The sequence below is a fragment of the Zeaxanthinibacter sp. PT1 genome (genome assembly GCF_028464225.1).
GTDB lineage: Bacteria > Bacteroidota > Bacteroidia > Flavobacteriales > Flavobacteriaceae > Zeaxanthinibacter.
In genome coordinates this window covers 320,765-346,772 of the sequence record NZ_JAQPCN010000002.1, presented here as the reverse complement: position 1 = coordinate 346,772, position 26,008 = coordinate 320,765, and the positions used below count along the sequence as shown (strand labels likewise).

Below are 26,008 nucleotides of genomic sequence, written 5' to 3'. Positions count from 1 at the left end.
TTCACTCTATAACTTCAAAACTTTTCATTTCCTGTAACGGCTGAAGGATTTCCGCATCCTGCCAAATGGTAGGATCGTATTTCTTTAATTCGAGAAATTTTACTTTTTCTGATTCCTTCACTTGCTCGTATGCTCCCTGCTCTATTGGACCTGAAGAACTGATCAGTAATTCTGAACGCTCGATGAAGTCCCCGGCCATCTTAAAATCAAACCGGACTTTATTCTTATCAGGGCTGTTTTCGATAAACTTAAAGGGCCTGTGTACATAGACATAAATACCCTCGTTATGGAGAATATAGGAGGGTCTGTATTTTCCATGTGCTTCCCGTTTGTACAGGATGGTGCCATTTTCAATATTCTCCACATATTTAACACCTAATAATAATTTGAAATTGAACTTGGCACCTCTCTTGCCTTTCGCAAATGCGTATTCCGTTTTTACCAGGGCATAGTCATTGGCGTTGACATAGAATTTTCCGCTGTACTTCGATTTTCCGCGGTTGGGTCTGAAGGCGATGACATGTATGAGTTCATCTTCGAGCACGGTAGATTTCAGGTATTCAAACTCGTATAATTTAGAATCCATAAGTTCTAAAAGGGGAGACCCGGGCCGGAACCTTCCCCGGTTAAAAAGCGATCTGGTCTGCGATTTTAAGGATGATGTTTTGTAATATCCTTTTTGTTCCTCATTCTCGTCAACTTCTAATTTCATCTCATCATCAATCTTGATGATCCCCGATTTAACGGTATAGGTCAAGGTGGTGTCCATGTACTGCAGGACGATGTTCTTAGCTCTTTCCTCTACATTTTCCATAGAGAAATCCTTCTTGCTGTCTAGTAGTTCCGTGGCTTTTACCACTTCTAGCTTAGACGAATCTGCGTTGTGGATCATAAAGTTACCCAGGAAGTCTTTAAAATTTTTAGATTGGCTTTCCATGACTGTACTTGATAGAGCCTGGAGTTCCCGGTTGGTCTTCTCCCTTTGCTCTTTATTGACATGGGAAGCTTTTTCGACCTCCATCTCCAGGTCCTCGAAATCTGCCTTAGAAGTCTCCCTGAAAAACAACCTGTAGGAACGATCATCGAAATCGTAATTATCGGGAATACGTTCTTGAACTTTTCGAAGGATTTGGTAGGGGTCCGGCCTAAGGTTGCTGACCATTACCTCGTCAAGGACAACCACTGCCTCGTCCAGTAAAATGACAGCATCAGATGTATTCAGTTTTTCCAGTGGTAATGTCTTAGTCTGGTATCCCATGCAGGAGATGGTAAGCCTGCTTGCTGCTTTACCAAGTGGTAAGACAAAATACCCTTCATCATTACTGATCACACCTTCCATTTGGTCGGACTGAATGGTGGCGAAGGCTACAGGTTTTCCTGTATTTACATCCAGGATCCGCCCGCTTATTTCCTGTCCGGCTAACTGTGTCCACAGTAAAAGGCTAATAATTGAGGTAAAAATCAGGGTCTTCAATCTTAAACGAGTTTGGTATTGAGACGATAAAAGAAAAGATTTGTTACAGGGTAGAATCCGATATTTTATTTGATCATCAGAGCGACCAATTCTTTAAACAGTTTACCACATACCATGGCCGTCTGTTCATTGACATCATTCTTGGGATTGAATTCTACAAGATCTGCACCAATAACCTTGGATTTAATGGATTGCAATATAGCGAGGACTTCTCGGGTGCTGAAGCCACCGGGTTCCAAATGAGATACCCCCGGGGCAAAGGCCGGATCCAGGGCATCTATATCCAGGGATATATAAAGGGGGTTTTTAAATTCGGGCAAGCGGGCTAATTCCCAATCTTTCATCTCTAAAATCTGTACTCCAAACTTTTCAGCTTGTACCTTCTGAGACCTATTCAAAGTGCGAATTCCGACTTGTACCAGGTTCTCTGCAAGCTGTTCCTCCATGATCCGGGCAAAAGAGCAGGCATGTGAAAGTCGGTCCCCTTCAAAATTGTCATATAGGTCAGCATGTGCATCAATATGGAGAATATCAACCGGGCCGTGTACCAGGTGGATCGCTTTCAGCAGGGGGTAGGTGATAGAATGATCCCCGCCAAGGGTCAATAACGGGAGTCCGTCTGACAGGTTTTCCAAGGTATGCCTTTCTATGTCAAAATGACCCTTAATAGCATAATCACCTTTATCATCAATGATATCCTCGGGAATATCCATCCCGTTCTCTGCGTAGGTATTGGACGAGTCGTTCAGGTAAGCCAGCCTGATCAACGGAGGGGCGAGGGCCGGTCCCCTTTGGTAAGATGACCTTTCATCATAGGCCATACCCTGCAGTACTATTTTTTTCATAGCTCCTAAAATAAAAAAGAGCTGCCTATTAAAGCAGCTCTTCTTGTTTTCTTTTATTGTATTAATTAGAAATTAAAACCTAACCTCGTATAGTAGAAGGTTCCGCTGAATCCCATCTGTACCGAATCCCAATATCCACCGGCTTCAGTCCAGTCGTCCTGCTGGTCCGGGTATACATTGAAAAGATTATTGGCTCCAACGTTCAATTTCAGGTTGTCCCAAAGTTCAAAACCTAATACGAGGTCTGTGACCAATTTAGGGTCATAGGTATCAGTTGCCGCAACGATCTGGTTCTGGAACCCACCGTAATCTGCAGGATCTTCAAAGGTTTGGAAATCGAGCAGTTCTATTCTGCTGAAACGGGTGAATCCAAGCCCGGCGTTAAACCAATCCTTGTCGTAATTCAGGTTTAACGTGAATTTGCTGTCCGGGGCTGATGCAAGTAAGAAAGCCTTGTCTCTCTCACCAAAGAAGGTCTGTTCATCCAGGTTACCGTTTTTAACTTCGGTGATGGTCATATTGTTGATGTTCCCGGTAAAGGTGGCGGAAAACCTGCTGTCTGCAAAATTCTTTCTCCAGGAAAGCACTACATCCAGACCGACAGTTTCTGTATCTGCGCCGTTTGCAAAGAACTGGGCCGCCTCAACATTCGGGATCTGTGGGGCATCAAAATTGCCCGTCAGAACAATTCGGTCCTGGACATTGATGAAATACCCGTCTACCGTTGCGTTGAATGCTCCGAAGGTAGCGGTAAACCCAATACCGGCATTAAGCGCAGTCTCTTCTTTCAACTGATCTATGCCGAATGAGGCCGTTACAGGGCTGTTATTGGGGGATAAAAGTGATTCCAGTGCTTCTCCACCCACGAAATTCGTAAAGCGCAGGTTGTAATAGATCTGGGCCAGTGATGGAGCACGGAATCCGCTGCTTAATGATCCTCGAATATTAAAGTTGTCTGAAGCTTTAAGGCGAGCGGCAAGTTTCCCATTAAGAGTGCTTCCAAAGTCGCTGTAATTTTCAAACCTCGCGGCGGCACTCAGTAAAAATGACTCGCTCAAGTCAAATTCCCCATCGGCATAGAGGGAGAAATTGGTACGGCTACGGTCCACTTCGTTCGCAGGTCCGTAACCCGGGAATCCCTGTGACCCACCCGGCCGGGGATCACCACTGATAGGATCTACAGGCTGTGTCTGGTTTGCCGGATCGGTAATCAGGATACCATTCTCGTCATAAGTCCCGTAAGAACCTTCTTCCCCGGCAAAAATGATAAAGTTCTCTGTCCGGTACTCCGCACCAAAGGCCAGGTTCATCCCGTACAGTACATCTTCATAATACTTGGAAAAATCGAGATTCGTGGTATTCTGGCTCAGGCTGTGGCCGCCGGCGTCAAAGTCTGTTGGCGACACTTCACCTAAAGAAGCATTCAGCGTTCCCTTGATAAAGTAATGGAAATTATTCTTCCCGTAGGTATTGCTCAGGTCAACTTTCCAGTCATTTTCCATGACCGTTCTAAACCCGGCAGTCACTGCATTATCAATGATATTTGAAGTGATCCTGGGAGTGAACCCATTCGGATAAATAGCAGGGATTACCCTTGCGCCCCCGTTACGGGTAAAGGCATATGCATCGGTATCCCTGTAATTTCGGCCTCCAAAAGCGTAAAACTCTGTATTCTCGGAAACGGGTATTGCGGCATTTAGCATAAAGTTCAGCCCGTCTATCGCAGCTTCTCCAAATCCTTTCCTGAAATCAAAAGCAGGTCTGAGGGTTTTATTCTTACTGATGTATTCCATGGTAAAATTGGCGTATCCTTTCTCACCGATTCCAACACCGTAATTCACCGCGGCCTTGACCGATCCGCCGTCAAAATTCTGGTCGTCTCCAATGGCGTTGCCATCGCGTTCGGTGTCCAGGCGAAAACCGTCTGTATTCCATACCCCGTAGTCATCAGCTTCAAAGTCAGAGATATCCACATCGGCATTGGTATTGTAGGCACCGTAGCTCACAACCCCGGATACTCCTTCTGTGCGATCTTTTAAAACAATGTTGATTACCCCGGCAATAGCGTCTGATCCGTATTGGGCTGATGCCCCGTCACGAAGAATTTCTATACGCTTAATCGCCGCAGCGGGGATAGCGTTGAGGTCTGTTCCTGTATTACCGCGCCCTCTGGTGCCGAAGATATTGATAAGTGAAGACTGATGCCTTCTTTTCCCGTTGATCAGCACCAGTGTCTGGTCTGGTCCAAGTCCGCGCAAAGTGGCAGGGTCTATATGATCAGCACCGTCAGATCCGGATTGTTTATTGGCGTTAAAGGAAGGAGCTGCATATTGCAACAGTTCATTCACTTCTATACGTCCACTTTGTGTGGTGACCTCGGCCACATCGATCACATCGACGGGAACAGCTGTATCGGTCGAAGTCCTTTTAGGGCTCCTGGAGCCAACGATCTGTACTTCATCAAGTGCAACGCCTTCGGTGAGAATTACATCCACGGTACTGCGATTATTGACCGGCTCTTCCAAAGTGTTAAATCCAATATAACTGAACACCAGGATATCATCCCCGTCTGCATCAATGCTATAGATCCCGTCAAAGTCGGTCGTAGTCCCGCGTGTCGTACCTTGTACTACTATATTAACCCCGACCATGGGTTCCCCGGCATCATCTTTTACTGTACCCGAAATCTGCTCCTGGGCCGTGAGGGAGGAAATGGCCGAGAGGCAACTTAATAGAAACAAAAACTGAATCTTCATATTTAAAGAGTTAAATGGTTAAGCGATTAAAATACTAAAATTCCTTAAGTGGGGATAGATAACTGTATTAATCAATAGAAGCACTATATTTGCGGCGTTAAAAAAATCCCTTAATGAAAGCAGGAATCGTAGGATTGCCCAACGTGGGTAAATCAACCCTTTTTAATTGTTTATCGAACGCCAAGGCTCAGAGTGCCAATTTTCCATTTTGCACCATAGAACCGAATATCGGGGTGGTCAATGTTCCGGACCCGAGACTGGAGAAGCTGGAATCCCTGGTGAACCCGGAAAGGGTAGTACCTGCAACGGTAGAGATCGTAGATATTGCAGGTTTGGTAAAAGGAGCCAGCAAGGGTGAAGGATTGGGGAACCAATTCCTTGGAAATATTCGTGAAACAGATGCGATCCTCCATGTATTAAGATGTTTTGAGGATGATAACGTAGTTCACGTAGATGGTTCTGTAGACCCTATAAGGGATAAAGAGACCATTGATATGGAGTTGCAGTTAAAAGACCTGGAGACCGTAGAAAAGAAACTTGAAAAAGTGGCGCGAGTTGCTAAGACCGGGAACAAGGATGCACAGAAAGAACAGCTTGTGCTCCAGCAGTTGAAAACCGGCCTGGAAGCAGGGAAAAGCATCCGCGCTATCGCTTTAAGTGATGAGGACAGGGAAGAATTTGTAAAACCGTTACAGCTAATCACAGGAAAACCGGTACTTTACGTTTGCAATGTGGATGAAGGATCTGCTGTCAATGGAAATGCTTACGTAGATAAGGTAAAGGCAGCAGTGGCTGATGAGAATGCAGAGGTTATTGTCCTTGCCGTGGGTACAGAAGCTGATATAACCGAATTGGAAACTTATGAAGAGCGGCAGATGTTCCTCGATGACTTAGGGCTGACAGAACCGGGTTCGGCAAAGTTGATCCGTTCTGCATATTCCCTGCTTAATCTTCAAACCTACTTTACGGCAGGTGTTAAGGAGGTGAGGGCCTGGACCATTCCAACAGAGGCCAGTGCTCCACAGGCAGCCGGGGTGATACATACTGATTTTGAAAAAGGATTTATCCGGGCCGAGGTTATTGCCTATGATGATTATGTACATTATGGGAGCGAAGCTAAAGTGAAGGAAGCAGGAAAAATGAGGGTAGAGGGTAAGGAGTATAAAGTGAAGGACGGCGATGTGATGAATTTCCGTTTTAACGTATAGGGCGCGTTGCCTGATCGATTATCTGACACTCAGATTAAATGAAGCTTTACCCGTGCCTATCAACAAATAGCGCAGGCATTGTTAATTACTTTAATTTTGATTATTCCCCCGAAATTTTATATTAGCGGGGTTAACCCCCTTAAACATGTCGGATACCCAGTATACAGAAGATAACATACGGTCATTAGACTGGAAAGAACACATCCGGATGCGTCCCGGGATGTACATCGGGAAACTAGGTGATGGATCATCAGCTGATGACGGAATCTATATCCTCTTAAAAGAGGTCATTGATAACTGTATTGATGAATTTGTTATGGGTGCCGGGAAGACCATCGATATTTCTATCAATGGCGACAAAGTTAGTGTTCGGGATTACGGTCGTGGAATACCCTTGGGGAAAGTGGTGGATGTAGTTTCCAAGATGAACACCGGTGGAAAGTACGATACCCGGGCATTTAAAAAATCGGTCGGTCTTAATGGGGTAGGTACCAAAGCGGTCAACGCACTTTCTTCGTACTTCAAAGTAGAGTCCACGAGGGATGGAAAATCCAAATCGGCAGAGTTCAGCCAGGGCGATCTGCAGGATGAAGAGATGCTGGAGGAGACTTCTCGCAGGAGAGGAACCAAAGTGATGTTTTGTCCGGACGAGTCCATTTTTAAAAAATACAAATACCGGAACGAGTATGTGGAACGCATGCTCAAGAATTACGTATACCTGAACCCGGGCCTGACCATTATTTTTAACGGTGAAAAATTCTACTCGGAAAACGGGCTGAAAGATCTGCTGGAAGACAATAACAGTGAATCGGATCTTTTATACCCTATAATCCACCTGAGAGGAAATGATATCGAGGTTGCACTAACCCACAGTCGGACACAATACAGCGAAGAATACCACTCCTTTGTCAATGGACAGAACACTACTCAGGGTGGCACCCACCAGGCAGCCTTCCGGGAGGCAATCGTAAAAACATTCCGTGATTTTTACGGGAAGAATTACGATGCATCCGATATCCGGAAGTCGATTATTGCAGCTATTTCCATTAAAGTGATGGAGCCTGTTTTTGAAAGCCAGACTAAAACCAAGCTTGGATCAACGGATATGGGGGGTAATCTACCCACGGTGAGGACCTATATCAATGATTTTATCGGGAAGCAGCTGGATAACTACCTGCATAAGAACCCTGAAACTGCCGAAAAGATTCAGCGGAAGATCATGCAGGCAGAGAAAGAGCGGAAAGAATTATCCGGGATCAGGAAACTGGCCCGTGACCGTGCAAAGAAAGCGAGCCTTCACAATAAGAAATTAAGAGATTGCCGGGTGCACCTAGGGGATATGAAGAACGATCGACGTCTGGAGACCACCCTCTTTATTACGGAAGGGGACTCTGCATCGGGTTCTATCACCAAATCCAGGGATGTAAATACCCAGGCTGTTTTCAGTTTAAGAGGTAAGCCATTGAATTCTTTTGGGATGTCTAAGAAGATCGTCTATGAAAACGAGGAATTCAATTTGCTCCAGGCCGCCCTGAATATTGAAGATTCCATGGAGGATCTTCGCTACAATAATATTGTGATCGCCACCGATGCCGATGTGGACGGAATGCACATCCGGTTATTACTGATTACTTTCTTCTTGCAGTTCTTCCCGGAACTGATTAAAGAAAACCATTTGTATATACTACAGACACCCCTCTTCAGGGTAAGAAATAAAAAAGAAACGATCTATTGCTACAGCGAAGATGAAAAAAGGGAGGCTATTCAAAAACTGACCGGCAAAGCGGAGATTACCCGATTTAAGGGGTTAGGAGAAATCTCCCCGGACGAATTCCAGCACTTTATCGGAGACGATATCCGCCTGGAACCCGTAATGCTGGACCGGGCACTTTCCATAGAAGAATTATTGAAATTCTACATGGGTAAAAATACCCCGGACCGCCAGGAATTCATCATAGAAAACCTTAAAGTAGAAGTAGATTTAGTAGAAGAAAACCAACTATAAATCAAATAAATACGATTCTCATTGAATGGAAGAGAATGAGGGAGTAAACGAACATCAAGAAGATTCACAGGATAACTCGCAAGATAGCCTGACGCGGGTAACCGGCATGTACAAAAATTGGTTCCTTGATTACGCTTCTTACGTGATCCTGGAAAGAGCGGTACCTGCAATTGAAGATGGATTTAAACCGGTTCAGCGCCGGATCATGCATGCACTTAAGGAATTGGATGATGGCCGCTATAACAAAGTAGCTAATGTTGTAGGGCACACTATGCAGTACCACCCGCATGGCGATGCCAGTATAGCAGATGCCATGGTGCAGATAGGTCAGAAAGACCTGTTAATAGACACCCAGGGAAACTGGGGTAACATACTCACCGGTGACGGTGCTGCAGCATCACGATATATCGAGGCCAGACTCTCCAAATTTGCCCTGGACGTAGTTTTCAGTCCTAAGATCACCGAATGGCAAATGTCTTATGACGGTCGTAAAAAAGAGCCGGTTAACCTGCCGGTAAAATTCCCTCTATTACTGGCCCAGGGGGCAGAAGGAATTGCGGTTGGACTTTCCACAAAGATTCTTCCTCATAATTTTATTGAACTGATCGACGGCTCTATTAAGCATTTACAGGGCAAGCGATTTAAAATATATCCTGATTTCCCTACAGCAGGAGTCATAGACGTCACTAATTACAACGACGGGATACGGGGCGGCAAGATAAGGGTACGTGCCAAGATTGAGCAACTGGACAAGAACACCCTCGTAATTAGGGAGATACCCTATGGCACCAATACTTCTTCTTTAATTGATTCTATTCTTAAAGCCAACGATAAGGGAAAGATCAAGATCAAGAAAATAGAAGACAATACGGCGGCAGAAGTAGAGATACTGGTACACCTGCCTTCAGGCCTGTCGCCGGATAAAACAATAGATGCACTGTATGCCTTCACGGCATGTGAGTCTTCCATATCTCCTTTGGGTTGTATCATCGAGGATAATAAACCGTTGTTTATAGGGGTGACCGAAATGCTGGAACGTTCAACCGATTATACGGTAGAGTTGTTGCGGCAAGAACTGGAAATCCAGTTAGAAGAGCTGGAGGCACAGTGGCATTTTGCATCCCTGGAACGAATTTTTATTGAGCACAGGGTATACCGGGAAATCGAAGAAGAAGAAACCTGGGAAGGCGTGATTTCGGCTATAGATAAAGGGCTGAAGCCGCATACGGGCCACCTGAAACGAGAAGTGACCGAGGAGGATATTGTGCGACTGACCGAGATCAGGATCAAGCGGATCTCGAAATTTGATCTCGATAAGGCTCAACAACACATTGAGAGCCTGGAAGATAAATTAGCTCAGACCAGGCACCACCTGGCCCATTTGGTAGAATATGCCATTGATTATTTCAAGGAATTAAAGGCAAAATACGGAAAAGGCAGGGAGCGTAAATCTGAAATTAGAGTATTTGATGAGATCGAAGCCACCAAGGTGGTGATCCGTAATACAAAGCTCTATGTGAACCGCGAAGAAGGTTTTATTGGTACATCCCTGAAGAAAGACGAATATGTCACAGATTGTAGTGATATAGACGATATCATCGTTTTTACCAAAAGTGGTGAAATGATGGTGACCAAAGTAGATGCCAAAACATTTATCGGTAAAAACATTATCCATGTTGCGGTCTTTAAGAAAAAGGACAAGCGGACTATTTATAACATGATCTACAAAGATGGTCGTGGAGGAGCAAGCTATGTGAAACGGTTCAGCGTAACCAGTATCACCCGTGATAAAATGTACGACTTAACAACCGGTAAGCCGCAATCAGAGGTGCTCTACTTCACTGCCAATCCAAATGGGGAGGCAGAGGTGGTTACTATTCACCTGCGGCAATCCGGTAGTATCAAAAAACTGAAATGGGATCTTGATTTTGCCGATGTACTTATCAAAGGCAGAAATTCTAAAGGGAACATTGTCACTAAATATGCTGTGAAACGCATTGAGCTTAAGGAAAAAGGCCTGTCCACCTTAAAGCCTCGTAAGATATGGTTTGATGAAACCGTACGCAGGCTCAATGTCGATCAAAGAGGCGAACTCCTGGGCGAATTTACCAGTGAGGATCTCTTATTGATCGTTACGCAGAAGGGAATTGTGAAAACGGCCATCCCGGAACTCACTATGCATTTTGAATCAGACATGCTTGTTCTTGAAAAATGGAAACCGAATAAGCCTATTTCTGCCATTTATTTTGATGGAGAAAAAGAACGATTCTATGTAAAACGATTCCTTATCGAAAAAGAGGGTAAGGAGGAACTTATTATTACGGAGCATCCAAAATCTTACCTGGAATTGGTATTTACGGATTGGAAGCCTGTAGCCGAACTGGTGTTCACAAAGCCGAGAGGTAAAGAACAAAAGCCAAACCAGGAGATAGCTTTAGAAGAGTTTATAGCTGTTAAAGGAATTAAAGCAATGGGGAACCAGCTTACTTCTGAGAAGGTCAAGCAGATCAATGCTTTGGATCCACTGCCCTATGAAGAACCCGAGCCACATAAAACTGAGGATATCGAAGTGGTTGATGAAGTGAATATCAGAGCTGAAGGGGGTGATTCAGGTCCGCAGCAGGATAAAGCCAAAAAAAATCCTGATAAAGGAGGCGAAGATGAAGATTCTCAGCCAACTTTGTTCTGATGATAAAAATAATAACGTAAAACGAATGAAGAAGTTTTTTACCGAGTTTAAGAATTTTGCGGTTAAGGGCAATATGATAGACATGGCGGTAGGTATCATCATAGGTACTGCTTTCAATAATGTGGTCAATACCATTGTAAAGAAAGTAGTAATGCCACCTCTTTCACTGTTGACCGATGGGGTAAACCTGGCGGATAAAAAACATGTTTTAAGAGAGGCGTCTGAAACGGCAGAGGAAGTGGCTATTGGCTACGGTGAATTGTTAGAGGTTTTAATTGACTTTCTCATCATTGCATTGACTATATTTGTGGTCATTAAATTTATCAACCGGCTTAAAGAAAAGTCGGAAGATCCGAAGAACCAGGAGCAGCCTACACCGAAGAACATAGAACTTCTTTCTAGTCTGGAGAATTTAATGAAGGAACAAAATAACTTATTGCGTTCCAGGAAAGACTCTTGAGTGTTATCGATTCAAAAAAACATAAAATGCTAGGCCACATCACTATGCCTTACCATTCTTAAATTAATACTTGACCTAATCAATGGATTTTACGAACCCCCTAGTATACGGAGTACCTTGTTTTATCGCATTTATATTGTTAGAGCTGACCTATAGCAAAACTCACGGTGATGACGATCTCTACCATTGGAAAGATCTTTTTGCCAGTGGCTTCATGGGGGTTGGTTCGGCCATATTGGGGCCGTTATTCAAGGTTATTTTCATGGTATTCTTGTTTGAGTATACCTATGAATTGTTTAACCCGGTAGTAGGCGGCGTTCGCACACATATATTAGGATATGAATCCTTTGGATACGCTTGGTATGTCTGGATCTTCTGCATGCTGGCAGATGATTTCACCTATTATTGTTTCCACCGTGCCAACCACGAAATCCGAATCCTCTGGGCGGCGCATATAGTGCATCATTCCTCGGATAACTTTAACCTGGGTACCGCGGTCCGAAATGGTTGGTTTACCATTCTTTATAAGCCATTGTTTTATATGTGGATGCCTGCTCTTGGATTTCCGCCAGAGATGGTAATAGTATGCCTTGGAATTGAAGCGCTATGGCAGTTTCAGCTTCACTCGGTCTATGTTCCTAAACTCGGTTTCCTGGAAACATTTTTGAACACCCACACCATGCACCAGGTGCACCACGCTCAGAATGTGGAATACCTGGACAAAAATCACGGGGGTATCCTCAATGTTTTTGACCGGATGTTTGGCACCTACAAAGCCCTGGATGAGAGCATTGACGTAAAATACGGGGTAATACACGCGCCGAACTCGTACAATCCTGTAGTTATCCTGACGCACGAATTCAAGGATATCTGGAAGGATATGAGGAAATCCGGTAATTGGTATCATAAATTCATGTATGTCTTTGGCCCTCCGGGATGGAGTCACGATGGCAGTACAATGACCGTAAAACAACAGCAGCGAGAATTCCAGGAGTATAAGCGCAAGAATCCTAAGTTAGCTTTCAGCAGGCCCAACTAGGGCGCATTTCAAGATAAAATAAAACGGCATCCCCAAAGGGTGCCGTTTTTGTTTAGAGTAATGTTGGGTCAGCTAGCTGTAGAGCTGAACCAGCTTATATAAGCTCTGTAGCTGGCAGAAGTCACTTTATGCAAGCCGTGTAGGGTACAGTTCAAAAAAAGCCGACTAGATGTCCTATGGCGGTGAATTTCGCCTAAGCTCAAGGTTGTATGGTGAAAATAGGGTCGGGGGCAAGCTCCCGCCTCCCCAATCGAAAGATAAATTTTCTAACTGCAGGAAAAAAGCAGTGGGATATCTTTAATTATTCAGATGGCCCAATATCCCTGACTTCGCTGGTGTTTTTCCTCATTCGCATATTCAGGAATTCGACCAGTAAGGAGAAAGCAATGGCAAAGTAGAGGTATCCTTTAGGAATAGCCCCGATTTGCTGACCGAAAATTTCGGTATGACTCAGGTGTGCTGCTTCTGCGATCAGCATAAAGCCGATCAGGATGAGGAAAGAAAGTGCCAATAACTGCATGGAAGGGTGCTCGTTGATGAATTTCCTGATCGGGTTGGCAAAGACCATCATTACGATGATAGAGATCACTACCGCGATAATCATTAGGACCAGGGCGTCTGAAGGTTTAGTTCCTATCCCGTTCGTCATCCCGACTGCGGTCAGGATAGAGTCGATTGAGAATATAAAATCGATGATGATGATCTGGACGATAGCACGAGAGAGGGTGGTGAGTTTCTTAGCTTTGATCTTTCCTGGCGCATGTTCTGGCTGGTCGACCTTATCGTGGATTTCCGAGGTGCTTTTATACAATAGGAATAGTCCCCCGAAAAACAGGATTAGCGCCTGTCCGCTTATGCCGATATTCACCCAGGAGGCTTCAATCTGGTAAAAAGGCTCTGACAACCCAATGAGTGCAGAAACCGCGAATAGAAGGAGGATTCGCTGCGCCATCGCCAGGATAAGTCCCCAATTGGTCGCTTTCTTCTGGTCTTTTTCCGGGAGTTTATTAGCCGCGATAGAAATAAAAACAATATTGTCTATTCCCAGTACAATCTCAAGAAAAGTAAGGGTCAGTAGTGCTACCCAAGCATCAGCGGTGGTGAGGATTTCAAACATTCTAGTCGATTTTTATGGCGGTTCCTTTAGATTTCTTTTCGCTGCCCACAATGGCATACTCAAAGGTGTAAGAGCTATCTGTAGTAGTCAATATTTTCATGTGCAAAGAAGCTTCTTCTGCCCGGTTCTTGGGGTTCAGCTTCTTGATGATGTACTCGCAATCATTCAGCCAGCGTATTTCAGAGGTATCTGCTTTCCCCTCGAAATAATCGACCTCCATATTCCCAGACCTGACGAACCTGGTGGTTTTACTTTCACCATTGATCTCGGTAGTAAACGTAAATGTACCGTCTTTGAAAGACTTGCAATCTCTTTCAGGGGTGTAACAACTGCTTAAAGTAAGTATAGCCACGAAGGCAGGAATAAATCTTTGGATCATGTTACAAAATAACTAAAAGGGGGCGAATTCCCCTAATACCAGGAGCGGATAAAAATGCCTAATTCTGATTGGTGTCTAAATTTTTCTGATAACTCTCAAAGCTTCCATCCTTATAAAATATGATAATCTTATCGATGGTCTTGGACCCGGAAGATTCTACAACAGGATCCGGAGACAGAATTTTGTTTGGGGTAGTAGGACTACCCTTATCGGCAGGAAAATTTCCTTTCCCATTCAGAAGCCAATACAGGTTTACTTCCGGAAATGTTTTTACGACCCTGAGTACAAAGTCAAGACTGGGTTTATTTCTTCCGCTAAGCAGGTGAGAAATACCCGATCGCTGTACTCCTAATTGATCAGCAAATGCCGCCGCGGTTAAGCCGTAATGAGCTATGATCCGTTCTAGTCTTGTAATAAACTCTTCTGTGTTTACCATAATAACTTATTTGTATGTAATTGAGGATGGCATGACAAATTACACCAAGATAAAACCTTAAATATATTAATCTTACACATTAAACATAAAGATGTAATAAATTGAAATAGAGCATAATAGTCTCATATCATAGTTTTTGCAAATCTAATGTTAAAATCAATTTACATTTGTATACAGAACCAAGGGTAGAGTCTGGTATTTATGTTTACAAAGGTAAATACTACGATTGACATTTGTGAATTATAAAGATGTTACTTTTGTAAACCAGAAAGCTATGGCAACACCATCATTAGATTATAAGGATATTGTAGAGCAGGCCGTCAAAGGACGATACCTTCCACCTAAAAAGGTGAACAAAGTTATTTCGTCCTGGTCTTATCTTTTTCACCTGAAACATATCGGATATTCTGTCGAGGACAGGCCTATCAGTTTGATCAGTCTGGGCAACGGGCCACGTAAAATCCTGATGTGGTCTCAAATGCACGGCAATGAATCAACAACCACGAAAGCTGTGTTAGACCTGATCAGGTTTTTTGGAAAAGGCGGAGGCAAGGATATCCTCGATAGCTGTACGATAAAGATTATCCCGCAGTTGAATCCGGATGGCGCATATGCTTATACCCGGGTAAATGCCAACGGTATAGACCTGAACCGTGATGCCACAGAACTTACCCAACCAGAAAGTAAGGTGCTCCGAGAATTATATGAGGAGTGGAAACCGGACTACTGTTTTAATTTACATGATCAGCGAACTATTTTTAATGTCGGTGAAACAGGCTCACCTGCCACACTTTCATTTCTTGCCCCGGCGGCAGACGCAGATCGGAGCATAACAGCTTCACGGGCTGAAAGCATGCGACTGATCACGTATATTAATAATGAACTGCAAGCTGTGATCCCGGGGCAGATCGGAAGATATGACGATAGTTATAATCCCAACTGTATAGGCGATACTTTTCAATCTTTGCAAACCCCTACCTTATTATTTGAAGCAGGGCATTCCCCGGGTGATTATATGAGGGAGGTTACGCGGCATTACGTATTCCGGGCTATACATTCGGCATTGAAAGCAGTTAGTCAAGGCCTGCATCTTAAGTTAGAATTGGATGGCTACAACAAAATCCCCGAGAACAGTAAACAATTCTTTGATGTATTAATTTCTAATGCTGAAATCCTATTTACGGCTAATCCGGAAAATAGTAGGGTAGGAATACTCTATAAGGAGGTCTTGAAGAATAACGAGATAGTATTTGAACCTTATATCGCAGAGAAGGGAAAATTGCCCCAATATTTTGGTCATTTACATTTTGATTGTAAAATACCCTCCGACATGGAGGCGCTTGAAAAAAATAATGATATTATGCAAATTCTGGCATAACTATTTTTCTCTGATTTTTAGTGATTATTGAGCATATTTCAAATATCTGCAATTTTTGTTAAGATTAATTTCTTAATTTTCTATTTTTGCCCTAAATAATGTCAACATGGGAAAAATTAAATTAGACGAAATTGATCACCAGATCCTGGACATGTTAATCGATAATACCAGGACTCCTTTTACCGATATTGCCAAAAAACTGTTGATCTCTGCAGGAACGGTTCACGTTCGTGTTAAAAAGATGGAAGAGGCCGGAATCATTAGGGGATCATCCTTGACCCTTGATTATGTGAAACTAGGCTATTCTTTTATCGCTTACGTCGGAATTTTCCTTGAAAAGACCCACCAGACTAAATTTGTACTGGAGAGATTGGTACAGATCCCAAATGTAACTGTAGCCCACATCACCACGGGAAAGTTTAATATCTTTTGTAAGATCAGGGCTAAAGATACTACCCACGCTAAGAATATCATTTTTAAGATTGATGATATTGACGGGATCAGCAGAACAGAGACTATGATTTCTCTAGAGGAAAGTATCAATGACAAGAAACGTCTGATGCATACGATCTTCAACGAGCTCTAAGAAGTACTTCTGAAAAAACACATACATTAAGGTATGAAGGTATCTGAAATAAAAGAGGGAGATTTTCACCCGTACTACCAGGCCTATATCGATACGTTGGGAGAGGTAGAGCTTATGCAGGTGCTGCGTAAGCAAGTTGAGAATTTTCCAAAATTTATTCAGAGTATTCCCGTGGATAAATGGCTTCATTCCTATGAATTGGGAAAGTGGACCATTGCCGAAGTGCTGTTACACGTACTTGATTCCGAAAGAGTTTTTCAATATCGGGCGCTTCGAATTGCCCGCCATGACACTACTCCTTTGCCGGGATTTGAGCATGATTCCTATGTACCGGTGTCCGGCGCTAATAATCGCACCAAAGAAAGTATTATTAATGAATACAGGGCAATACGAAACAGTACCATAGCCCTATTTGATAGCCTGGGGCCGGAAGAATTGCGTTTAAAAGGAACGGCCAGTAATGCTGCTGTCAGTGTTGGTGCCCTGGGATTCCTGATCTGTGGCCACCAGAAACATCACCGCAATGTGATAAGGGCAAAATATTTATAATTCTTCTTCCGGATCTTCTTCACCTTCGTGATCCAGGTTTAATTCAAGTTCACGAATATTTTCACTGAATTCTTCATCAACTGGAGCAACGGAGTCCTTAACCTTCTTGTTAGAGAGCTCTTCCTCAATCGAGGCATCGAAGTTGGCGATAAAATGCGAAAAACTTTTGCTGATCTTCACCAAGTAGAGAATATCCCCGGTACGGAGCTCCACGGCTTCAATATATTCACCGCCGGCAGTTTGGAAGGCGATGATATCGTCGTCCCCGTATCCGTCAGGGTAGGCCTCTATCAGTAATACGGCCACTTCATGCGGCAGGCGTTTGTAGTCTATCAGAATGCGTTTCATAGTTTACAAGCTTAAAGTGCTGACAATGAAGTGGTCATCATTGTGCCATTGGTTATTTACTTCTAAACTATTGTATTTTTTGGTGTTGAGAATTAAAGAGTTGTAAAACCACTGATTTCTGTACATGTAATGCTCATTCCATGTAGTATGCAAAGGATGATCTTAAGCGTTCATCCGGAACCTGTACATCGATGACAGGTTCTCCTATCGATTTCAACAGTACAAAATTCACCTTGCCGTGCGAATTCTTTTTATCATACTTGAGCAATGATATAATGGCATCAATATCATTATCACTAAACGTTATACGCTTAAAATATTTATGGAATATTCTTTTAATCTCAGACAACTGCTCTTCCGGTAATCCCGTCAGCCTGTGTGATAAGTAGGCTTCAAGGATCATTCCTATAGCGATCGCCTCTCCGTGAAGCAGTGGGTCTTTCTCTTCTTTTTCTAAAAAATAAGATTCCACGGCATGTCCGAGAGTATGTCCGAAGTTCAGTATTTTCCTTTCATTTTTCTCAGTAGGATCCTTAAGGACTACCTTATTTTTAAGCGAAACAGATCGGTGGATATGAGTTTCTAATTCATCCATGTTTTCTGTTTGCCCTAAGGCCGACCAATAGGCAGGATCCTGTATTAGGCCATGTTTAAGCATTTCTGCGAAACCACTGGTCAATTGTCTTTTTTCAAGGGTAGCCAGGAATTTTGGAATTACCAGTACCATGGCAGGCTCCCTGATCACCCCAACCTGGTTTTTTAGAGAGCCGAGGTCTACCCCGGTTTTTCCTCCTACAGAAGCATCGACCATGGCGAGAAGGGTAGTAGGGATGTTGATAAACGCTATCCCTCGTTTAAAGGTAGAAGCTACAAATCCACCAAGATCTGTAAGTACACCACCCCCAAGGTTGATCAACAGGCTTTTCCGGTCTGCATCTTCCCGGGATAAAGCATCCCACAATTGCATACAACTCGCAATATTTTTATTTTCTTCTCCGGAGGCTATTTGTAAAATTCCGGCCTTTTCCAGTAAATCCACTTCCCGCGTCAATAAGGGGAGACAGTCTTTCCTGGTATTCTCATCTACAAGAATAAATACAGTGGAATAATTTTCATCTCGCAAATGCTGCCGAAGCTGCAAAAAAGCATCTTTATAAAAATATACCCGGGATCCCAGGGTCTGTATAGATCGCATACTCAAAAAATCTGTTGATATGAGCAAAATAAAGGCAATTTTTAATGAATTGCTTCACTATTCTGTGTTTATATTTGGCGCAATGAATAATTGCTAATAATGAAGAAGATATTTGAGGATACTGCAACAGCTTTCGCGCTGAAAACAGATGCGGAATTGGAGCGAGCCTATTTTTTGTTTAAAATGATCGCTAATGAACCCCTGGTTAAGATCGGTACAGCCGTAACCAACCTTGCGATCAAAGCCCATCTCCCAGTGGAAGGCCTAATCAGGGCAACTGTTTTTGATCATTTTTGCGGAGGTATTAACGAGAAGGATTGTATGCCTGTCGTTCAAAAATTGTGGGATAAGAAGGTCTGTTCCGTACTGGATTATTCCGTGGAAGGAAAAGATACCGAAGACCCCTTAGATGATGCCCTGGAAAAAGTCCTTTATATATTAGATTTTGTAAAGGAAAAAGGGGCAATACCCTTCGCGGTTTTTAAACCTACCGGGTATGGGAGGATGTATTTATTTAAAAAGATAAATGCCGGCGAAGCCCTGAACAAAGATGAAGAGGCGGAATGGGGCAGGGTAGTTAAACGATTTGATAAAACTTGCAAAAAAGCGTACGATCTTGATGTATCCCTACTGATAGACGCCGAAGAAAGCTGGATGCAGGATGCTGCGGATGAACTCGTAGAAGAGATGATGCGCAAGTACAATAAGAAAAAAGCCATCGTTTTTAATACATTACAGTTTTACCGATGGGACAGGTTGGATTACCTCAAAAAGCTGCATCAGCGAGCCAAGGAAGAAGGCTTTAAAATCGGGATCAAAGCCGTAAGAGGGGCTTACCTGGAAAAAGAAAATGAAAGAGCTGAAGAAAAAGGATACCGATCTCCTATCTGTACCTCTAAACAGGAAACCGATGAAAATTTTGATGCAGGTGTAAAATACGCCTTAGAGAACCTGGACAACATATCGATATTCGCCGGTACCCATAACGAACAGAGCAGTTATATGCTGATGGAACAAATGGAGCAGAAAGGTATAAATAAAGATGATTCAAGGATCTGGTTTGGCCAGCTTTACGGGATGAGTGACCATATATCGTTCAATATGGCGGCAGAAGGATACAAAGTAGCCAAATACCTTCCGTTTGGGCCGGTACGCGACGTGATGCCTTATCTTATAAGGCGCGCCCAGGAAAACACTTCGGTTGCAGGGCAAACCAGCAGGGAATTAGAACTCCTGAAAAAGGAACGTAAAAGAAGAAGGATGTAATTTGGAAAGATATTAGGGCAGAGATGCTGTTTCTTCCAATTCTTCTTGAGTTTCTCGTATGGCTTCAAGCAGGTAGGGCCACACTGTCCTGGCCATTACCTCGTGTCCCTTTTTGGTGGGGTGAATACCATCCTCTTGGTTTAATTTTGGATCTCCGGCAACTCCTTCTAATAAGAATGGGATCAGGATTACATCTTCCTCTATTGCAATTTCCGGGTACATATTTTTAAAACTACCGGTGTATTCAGGTCCGAGGTTGGGAGGAAGTTGCATGCCGGCCAGAAGTATGGCGGTTTCCTCGTTCTTTTTCCTGACCGCCCTTATAATGGATAAAATATTCTGTCTCGTTTCGGTTAAGGAGATACCTCTTAATCCATCATTAGCGCCAAGTTCTAATAAAAAGATGTCTATATCCTGTTTCAGCGTCCAGTCCAGGCGACTCTCGCCGCTGGCAGTGGTATCACCACTCAGACCGGCGTTTACAACAGTATATTTGTACCCAGCTGAATCCAGCATTTTTTGTAACAGTGCCGGATAAGCATCTTCCGGGGCAACTCCCAAGCCTGCGGTCAGGCTATTTCCGAAAATAAGAATGATTTTTTTATGCTGAACCACCGCTGGTTCAGAAATTTCTTCAGTCCCGGACGCCTCCTTTTTCTCGGCTGCTTTTTTGGTCTCAGTACCGCAGGAGATCATCAGGATCAAGGCAATTGGGCAAAAATATTTTACAAGCGGATTCATACGGAATAGACTTATCGTAAAAATTCTTCTTATTTTGTCTCCATACAATTATACAATAAAAGGGAATAGGATGGCAAACATTTTAAGCGTGCGTAACTTGTCTAAAAGTTATCAAAGCGGAACCAGCGAACTGCACGTCTTACAGGATATCACTTTCAATATCAAGGAAGGTGAATCATTTGCCATTGTCGGACCGTCCGGAAGTGGTAAAACAACCTTATTGGGACTCTGTGCTGGTTTGGATAAGGCAGATACGGGAAGTGTTGAATTATGTGGAACAAAGCTTGAAAGCCTTAATGGGGATCAGCGTGCGCTACTCCGTAATCAACATGTGGGCTTTATTTTCCAGGATTACCAATTGTTACCAACACTCACGGCCCTTGAAAACGTGATGGTGCCCATGGAGTTAAGGGGGGTGAAGGAAGGAGATGCCCTTGCCCTGGAGCTGATGGAGCGTGTAGGGCTGGGTGAAAGAATTCACCACTACCCATCCCAATTATCAGGCGGAGAACAACAAAGGGTTGCCCTGGCCAGGGCTTTTTCCAATAATCCTTCCATCTTATTTGCGGATGAGCCAACCGGAAACCTGGACGAGGAAACCGGAGACCGAGTTGTTGACCTGCTTTTTGAACTGAACCGGGAGGCTGGTACTACCCTGGTCATTGTCTCGCATGATATGGAGTTAGCAGGCAAATGCGATAATATCCTTCGACTGAAAGGTGGTAAGATCATTGAAGAACCAAGTCACTCATAAATGTGAGCTGGAAAGAAAAGATTATATCTAAAGCCGGAATATTCTGGCTGATCAAAATGGCCTGGAGAGATGGAAGGGCCAGCCAGGGGAAGCTTTTTCTTTTTATGGCTTCAATTGTCATTGGTATAACCGCTGTTGTTTCTATTCAATCTTTTAGTGACAGTCTTAAATCCAACATCGATCTGCAATCTAAATCACTAATTGGAGCAGACTATATCATAGATAGCTCCAGCCCTGTGAACCAAAGAGTACAGGAAGTAATAGATTCCTTAGGAGGAACCGCGGGCGAAGAAGTCAATTTTGCATCAATGGTACTGTTTACCCAGAGTGGGATGTCCAAATTGATGAAGGTACGGGGTATCACGGATGGTTTTCCATTCTATGGAAAACTGGAAACCCGGCCGGGATGGGCGGCGGACGACTTTAAAAAGCACGGCGGAGCACTGGTAGACGCCACAGTTATGCTGCAGTATAACCTGAAAAGGGGAGACAGTATAAAGATCGGGAATATCACGCTACCGGTAGCAGGGGCTTTAAAATCTGTCCCCGGTGGCTCTGCCCTGGCCAGTACAGTAGCTCCCCAGGTTCTTATTCCGCACGAATTGATAGAGGAAACCGGTTTAATCCAATTGGGTAGCCGTATTGCTTATGAATATTATTTCGTTGCCGAGAACGAGGATATGGATATGGAGGTATTGGAAGACCAGTTAGATGCCATGCTGGATGCCGAAGGAGCAGACCTGGATACACATACGGCAACTAGTCGTAGCCTTGGTAGGCGTTATGGGAACTTCACCCGATTTCTGAACCTGGTGGCTTTTATTGCCTTGCTTCTTGGCTGTATTGGGATAGCGAGTTCTATCCATATCTATATGAATGAAAAGCTTACCAGTGTGGCAGTTCTTAAATGTCTTGGTGCTACACGGATCCAGACTTTTTTAATTTTCCTGATTCAGATCACTGCTATGGGCTTCCTGGGAAGTGTGCTTGGTACACTCGCAGGTTTGCTGCTCCAGTTGTTCTTTCCACTGCTACTGGATGACTTCTTACCCGTAGATATGGTGATCCGCTTGTCTTACCCTGCAGTGTTCACCGGCTTATTGCTGGGTTTATCCATGTCTGTATTGTTTGCATTGCTCCCATTAATGGGAACCTTGCGCGTTGTCCCATTGCAGGCCTTAAGGATTGAAGCAAAGGGTCCGGCACGCTCTAAAAGGATCCGGATATTAATACTATTCCTGATATTCCTGGCGATTTACCTGTTTTCCCTGAGAATGCTCGAAAACTGGCTGTATGCCTTCTTTTTTGTACTGGGACTTGTTGTCGCATTTTCGGCCCTGGCTGGGGTAGCTTATATTTTTGTGAAGGGGATACAGAATTTCTTCCCTGAGAGATGGAGTTTCTGTGCCAGGCAAAGTATGAGGAACCTTTCCCGCCCCAGGAACCAGACTATGACCATGATCCTGGCTATCGGAGTAGGGACATTTTTAATCAGTACCTTGTATTTTACGAAAGATATGTTGCTGGCACGGGCGACGATAGACAGGACCTCGGATAGTCCCAACCTCTTATTCCTCGACGTACAGAAAGAGCAGTCCGCTCTTTTATACCAAAGCCTTGAACAGCAAGACCTACAGGTAATGGAAAACATTCCCATTGTCACCATGAGAGTGCACAGTGTAAAGGGTAGGGGGGCTAAAGAATTAAGAGACGATCCCGATGCCAAGGTTGGTCGGTGGGTCTTGAACCACGAGTTCAGGGCAACCTACCGGGATAGTCTGATCGGGTCCGAATCGGTTGTGCAGGGAGAATGGGTCGGAATGCATAATGGTAACGGAATTGTTCCTATTTCGGTCGCACAAAACTTTGCTTCGGATGCCAGTGTTAAAATAGGAGACCGGGTAACCTTTAATGTCATGGGGCAATTGCTCCCTACCCGGATCGCCAGTGTACGTGAAGTGGATTGGGGCAGAATGCAGCTGAATTTCTCCGTGCTCTTCCCAAAAAATGTATTGGAACAAGCTCCACAGTTTCATGTGCTGACCACTAAAACCGCGGATGAAGAGGCTTCTGCAGAGATTCAGAAAGAGATCGTGATGAAATACCCGAATGTCTCTGTTATAGATCTTCGGCAGATCCTGAATACTATAGAGAATATCCTGGACCGGATAGGGTGGGTGATTAATTTTATTTCGTTCTTTAGTATAATTACAGGAATTATTGTGCTCATCGGTGCGGTCAGAACCAGCCGATTGCAACGGATCAAAGAAAGTGTACTGCTGAGGACAATCGGGGCTAGTGGTAAACAGATTATGAAGATCGTAGCACTGGAATACCTTTACCTGGGAATTCTTGGTAGCCTGTCAGGTATTCTGTTATCCCTGCTGGGAAGCGAATTGCTGGCAAGGTTTGCTTTTGAAACGGCATTTATTCCATCCTGGATCCCATTTCTGATATTGTTTCCCTCCATTACGGCAGTAGTAGTTCTGATCGGAATTACAAATAGTCGATCTGTTCTGGAAAGCCCGCCCCTGGAGGTGCTGAGGCGAGAAGTTCGTTAAAAAAGACCTTTACAGCCTATTTTGCCTTATAATAATTATTCAGGATAGAAGCAATGGCTTGCTCCCCTGACAGAACGGCTTCAATTTTCCTAACCACCTCTTTTTTAAGGAGAGGTTTCAGGGGTTGATCCAATTCCGGGATCCGGTGAAATACTGCCCCGATCTTTTTATCCCAGCTCTTATAATATCGCAGCAGGTCGTCAGGGTAGACCACTTTCCTGCGCGTACCCTCGTCAACTCCTCTGAAAGGTGACTGTATGTTCAGGTAGCCATAATCATCAGTCAGTTGTTCTCCCGGCTGTATATCCCGTATGGCTATCTCAAAATCATAAGCGGTCGTCAGGCAGTTGGCCTTGAAACTGTGATTGACAAACCTGCCATTGTCCCAACAAAGGATGTAGTTGCCCTTATTGTTCCTATAGGTATAGATATCCAGGATCTCCTTGTAGGGAGCATTCATTTTCTGGTATTGCTTTGGAGTGAATTCCCTGTCCAGGTCGTCCAGTACCCAGGTTATAGTGCCTGCAGGAATAAGCTTGGTGGCTACTACACCATGGCCAACTACATCATTGATAAACTGCAGGCTGGTATGTGGGTGGATCATAAATATACTTCTAAAATAATACAGCTAATGTAAGCTGAATTTAGACTTCTCAGGGAAGAATATCATCCTTCTGCTTTTTATTTTTTGAGCGGATTACATCGTATATATCCCGTCTTCTATCACGCAGGTTCTTAACGCTGCCATACTGATTAAGCTCGCGCAACAGATCTATATCCACATCAGCAATAAGGGTCATCTCTGTATTAGGAGTTGCCTCCGCTTTGATACCATTAGACGGGAAAGCAAAATCACAAGGGGTGAACACCATGGATTGGGCGAATTGTATATCCATATTGTGAACATTTGGTAGATTCCCAACGCTTCCTGCTATGGCAACATAACATTCGTTCTCTATGGCTCGTGCCCTGGCACAATTCCGGACCCGCGAATAGCCATTCTGGGTGTCGGTCAGGAAGGGAACAAAAAGAATATCCATTCCATCATCGGCCAGTAACCTGCTCAATTCCGGGAATTCCGCATCATAACAGATCAGGATGCCGATCTTACCACAATCGGTGTCAAATACCTTTAATTCCTGTCCTCCCTGCATGCCCCAGACTTTTGCCTCGTCAGGGGTTACGTGAATCTTTTCGTATCGTTCTACGGTTCCATCCCTTTTGCAGAGGTAGCCTACATTGTAAAGCATTTCATCTTTGATCTCCGGCATACTCCCGGAGATAATGTTGATATTGTAGGAGATCGATAATTCTGAAAACTTCTGAACGATCTCTTCGGTATATTTAGCCAGTTCCCGGATAGCATCAGGTTCTGCAAGATGATTGTTCTCTGCCATCAAGGGGGCATTGAAAAATTCAGGGAAGAGGGCGAAATCTGAACGGTAACCCGCCACTGCATCAATAAAATACTCCGCTTGTTCCAGGAGATCTTCCAATTTCTTATACGGTCTCATCTGCCATTGGATCAACCCGATCCTCACCACTTTTTTCTTGGCGGAAGCTTTTTTCGAGGGTTTATCATAATAGATATTATCCCATTCCAGCAATACAGCAAATTCGTTAGAGTCCTCGTCACCTTCCAGGTACCTGTGAAGGATACGGGAGGGATGAAAATCATTTGAGATCTGGAAATTGAGTACAGGGTCTTCGATTTCTTTTCGGCGAACCGCGGCGATATATTCTTTTGGAGTTAGGGTTTTCGCATGCTTGTGATAATTAGGCAATCTTCCACCAAAGGCAATACCCCTTAGATTCAGTTTTTCACATAGTTCTTTGCGGTAATCGTAAAGACGTCTTCCTAACCGAAGACCCCGGTATTCGGGCTTAATAAAAACATCGATCCCGTAAAGTGTATCGCCCTCGTCTGTATGGGAATCAAAAGTGTAATTCTCCGTGATCTCCTTGTAGGTATGCTGATCAGAAAGCTTGTCGTGATCCGTGATAATAGAGAGCGCACATCCTGCTATTTTTTCATTGATTTTGATCACTACCTGTCCTTCCGGGAATTTCCGGATAAGACTTCTGATTTCTGCCTCACGCCAGTATTCATCAGGCATGGACGGATAGGCCTCTATCATGGCCAGCTTTAGTTCCTTATAATCTTTAAGCTTAAGGTAGGTAAGCTCTATATTTTCTATGTCTTCAATGTTCATGGCAACCTT

The 26,008-nt window shown here is 43.9% G+C and carries 22 protein-coding genes; 11 read left to right on the top strand and 11 right to left on the bottom strand.

All coding sequences use genetic code 11. From position 1 onward, the window contains the following. Nucleotide 1: 1 nt before the first annotated feature. The 3 genes from PP178_RS08580 to PP178_RS08570 all read right to left on the bottom strand — a co-directional run bounded on the left by PP178_RS08580 (nt 2) and on the right by PP178_RS08570 (nt 5,075). Nucleotides 2-1,474 carry a carboxypeptidase-like regulatory domain-containing protein gene (locus tag PP178_RS08580; RefSeq protein WP_272593932.1) on the bottom strand — a complete coding sequence of 491 codons (1,473 nt, stop codon included), beginning with the start codon at nt 1,472-1,474 and terminating at the stop codon, nt 2-4. Nucleotides 1,475-1,539: 65 nt separating this feature from the next. After that, nucleotides 1,540-2,319 carry an agmatinase gene (gene speB / locus PP178_RS08575; RefSeq protein WP_272593931.1) on the bottom strand — a complete coding sequence of 260 codons (780 nt, stop codon included), beginning with the start codon at nt 2,317-2,319 and terminating at the stop codon, nt 1,540-1,542. Between the two features lie 65 nt (nt 2,320-2,384). Beyond that, nucleotides 2,385-5,075 (bottom strand): TonB-dependent receptor, encoded by a 2,691-nt coding sequence (locus tag PP178_RS08570; protein WP_272593930.1) that lies wholly within the window; start codon nt 5,073-5,075, stop codon nt 2,385-2,387. A gap of 113 nt (nt 5,076-5,188) precedes the next feature. On the opposite strand from PP178_RS08570, the gene ychF reads away from it, so the two are divergent. The 5 genes from ychF to PP178_RS08545 all read left to right on the top strand — a co-directional run bounded on the left by ychF (nt 5,189) and on the right by PP178_RS08545 (nt 12,476). Continuing rightward, nucleotides 5,189-6,283, top strand: a complete 1,095-nt coding sequence (ychF, locus tag PP178_RS08565) for a redox-regulated ATPase YchF (protein ID WP_272593929.1) — start codon at nt 5,189-5,191, stop codon at nt 6,281-6,283. Nucleotides 6,284-6,428: 145 nt separating this feature from the next. After that, entirely contained in the window at nt 6,429-8,288 is a 1,860-nt protein-coding gene (locus tag PP178_RS08560) for a DNA topoisomerase IV subunit B (protein ID WP_272593928.1), read from the top strand. A 25-nt stretch (nt 8,289-8,313) separates the two neighbouring features. Then, nucleotides 8,314-10,977 (top strand): DNA gyrase/topoisomerase IV subunit A, encoded by a 2,664-nt coding sequence (locus PP178_RS08555; protein WP_272593927.1) that lies wholly within the window; start codon nt 8,314-8,316, stop codon nt 10,975-10,977. A gap of 25 nt (nt 10,978-11,002) precedes the next feature. Continuing rightward, nucleotides 11,003-11,437 (top strand): large-conductance mechanosensitive channel protein MscL, encoded by a 435-nt coding sequence (mscL, locus tag PP178_RS08550; protein ID WP_272593926.1) that lies wholly within the window; start codon nt 11,003-11,005, stop codon nt 11,435-11,437. 82 nt (nt 11,438-11,519) lie between these two features. Next, nucleotides 11,520-12,476, top strand: coding sequence for a sterol desaturase family protein (locus PP178_RS08545; protein ID WP_272593925.1), 957 nt, complete (start codon nt 11,520-11,522; stop codon nt 12,474-12,476). A 301-nt stretch (nt 12,477-12,777) separates the two neighbouring features. Here the strand turns inward: PP178_RS08545 and PP178_RS08540 are convergent, their stop codons facing one another. From PP178_RS08540 to PP178_RS08530, 3 genes are read right to left on the bottom strand one after another with little or no spacing between them, the layout of a single operon-like run. Next, nucleotides 12,778-13,593, bottom strand: a complete 816-nt coding sequence (locus tag PP178_RS08540) for a TerC family protein (RefSeq protein ID WP_272593924.1) — start codon at nt 13,591-13,593, stop codon at nt 12,778-12,780. Between the two features lies 1 nt (nt 13,594). Next, complete coding sequence (locus tag PP178_RS08535) at nt 13,595-13,972, bottom strand: DNA topoisomerase IV (RefSeq protein ID WP_272593923.1); 378 nt, start codon at nt 13,970-13,972, stop codon at nt 13,595-13,597. Between the two features lie 58 nt (nt 13,973-14,030). Continuing rightward, the gene (locus PP178_RS08530) at nt 14,031-14,408 is read right to left on the bottom strand and encodes a helix-turn-helix transcriptional regulator (protein WP_272593922.1); all 378 of its coding nucleotides are present in this window, start codon (nt 14,406-14,408) and stop codon (nt 14,031-14,033) included. 274 nt (nt 14,409-14,682) lie between these two features. On the opposite strand from PP178_RS08530, the gene PP178_RS08525 reads away from it, so the two are divergent. The 3 genes from PP178_RS08525 to PP178_RS08515 all read left to right on the top strand — a co-directional run bounded on the left by PP178_RS08525 (nt 14,683) and on the right by PP178_RS08515 (nt 16,921). Continuing rightward, nucleotides 14,683-15,786, top strand: a complete 1,104-nt coding sequence (locus PP178_RS08525) for a M14 family metallopeptidase (protein WP_272593921.1) — start codon at nt 14,683-14,685, stop codon at nt 15,784-15,786. A 106-nt stretch (nt 15,787-15,892) separates the two neighbouring features. Further along, complete coding sequence (locus PP178_RS08520) at nt 15,893-16,372, top strand: Lrp/AsnC family transcriptional regulator (protein ID WP_133644300.1); 480 nt, start codon at nt 15,893-15,895, stop codon at nt 16,370-16,372. 33 nt (nt 16,373-16,405) lie between these two features. Continuing rightward, entirely contained in the window at nt 16,406-16,921 is a 516-nt protein-coding gene (locus tag PP178_RS08515) for a DinB family protein (RefSeq protein WP_272593920.1), read from the top strand. On the opposite strand, the gene PP178_RS08510 is transcribed toward PP178_RS08515, so the two are convergent. Both PP178_RS08510 and aroB read right to left on the bottom strand, forming a co-directional pair. Continuing rightward, on the bottom strand, nt 16,916-17,269 hold the full coding sequence (locus tag PP178_RS08510) for a hypothetical protein (RefSeq protein ID WP_272593919.1): 354 nt from the start codon (nt 17,267-17,269) through the stop codon (nt 16,916-16,918). The genes PP178_RS08515 and PP178_RS08510 overlap by 6 nt on opposite strands. 133 nt (nt 17,270-17,402) lie before the next feature. Next, nucleotides 17,403-18,464: a 3-dehydroquinate synthase gene (gene aroB, locus PP178_RS08505; RefSeq protein WP_272593918.1), complete on the bottom strand. Its 1,062-nt coding sequence runs from the start codon at nt 18,462-18,464 to the stop codon at nt 17,403-17,405. Nucleotides 18,465-18,563: 99 nt separating this feature from the next. Here aroB and PP178_RS08500 point away from each other — a divergent pair, with 99 nt between their 5' ends. Then, on the top strand, nt 18,564-19,730 hold the full coding sequence (locus PP178_RS08500; RefSeq protein ID WP_272593917.1) for a proline dehydrogenase family protein: 1,167 nt from the start codon (nt 18,564-18,566) through the stop codon (nt 19,728-19,730). A 12-nt stretch (nt 19,731-19,742) separates the two neighbouring features. Here PP178_RS08500 and PP178_RS08495 read toward each other — a convergent pair whose 3' ends face one another. Next, nucleotides 19,743-20,471, bottom strand: coding sequence for an arylesterase (locus PP178_RS08495; RefSeq protein ID WP_272593916.1), 729 nt, complete (start codon nt 20,469-20,471; stop codon nt 19,743-19,745). A 70-nt stretch (nt 20,472-20,541) separates the two neighbouring features. Here PP178_RS08495 and PP178_RS08490 point away from each other — a divergent pair, with 70 nt between their 5' ends. Further along, nucleotides 20,542-21,225: an ABC transporter ATP-binding protein gene (locus PP178_RS08490; protein ID WP_272593914.1), complete on the top strand. Its 684-nt coding sequence runs from the start codon at nt 20,542-20,544 to the stop codon at nt 21,223-21,225. Nucleotides 21,226-21,227: 2 nt separating this feature from the next. Continuing rightward, complete coding sequence (locus tag PP178_RS08485) at nt 21,228-23,786, top strand: ABC transporter permease (RefSeq protein WP_336298524.1); 2,559 nt, start codon at nt 21,228-21,230, stop codon at nt 23,784-23,786. A 16-nt stretch (nt 23,787-23,802) separates the two neighbouring features. On the opposite strand, the gene PP178_RS08480 is transcribed toward PP178_RS08485, so the two are convergent. Together PP178_RS08480 and PP178_RS08475 are read right to left on the bottom strand one after the other, a co-directional pair. Next, nucleotides 23,803-24,390: an SET domain-containing protein gene (locus PP178_RS08480; RefSeq protein ID WP_272593913.1), complete on the bottom strand. Its 588-nt coding sequence runs from the start codon at nt 24,388-24,390 to the stop codon at nt 23,803-23,805. Between the two features lie 49 nt (nt 24,391-24,439). Continuing rightward, nucleotides 24,440-25,999, bottom strand: a complete 1,560-nt coding sequence (locus PP178_RS08475) for a bifunctional GNAT family N-acetyltransferase/carbon-nitrogen hydrolase family protein (protein WP_272593912.1) — start codon at nt 25,997-25,999, stop codon at nt 24,440-24,442. Nucleotides 26,000-26,008: the final 9 nt, after the last annotated feature.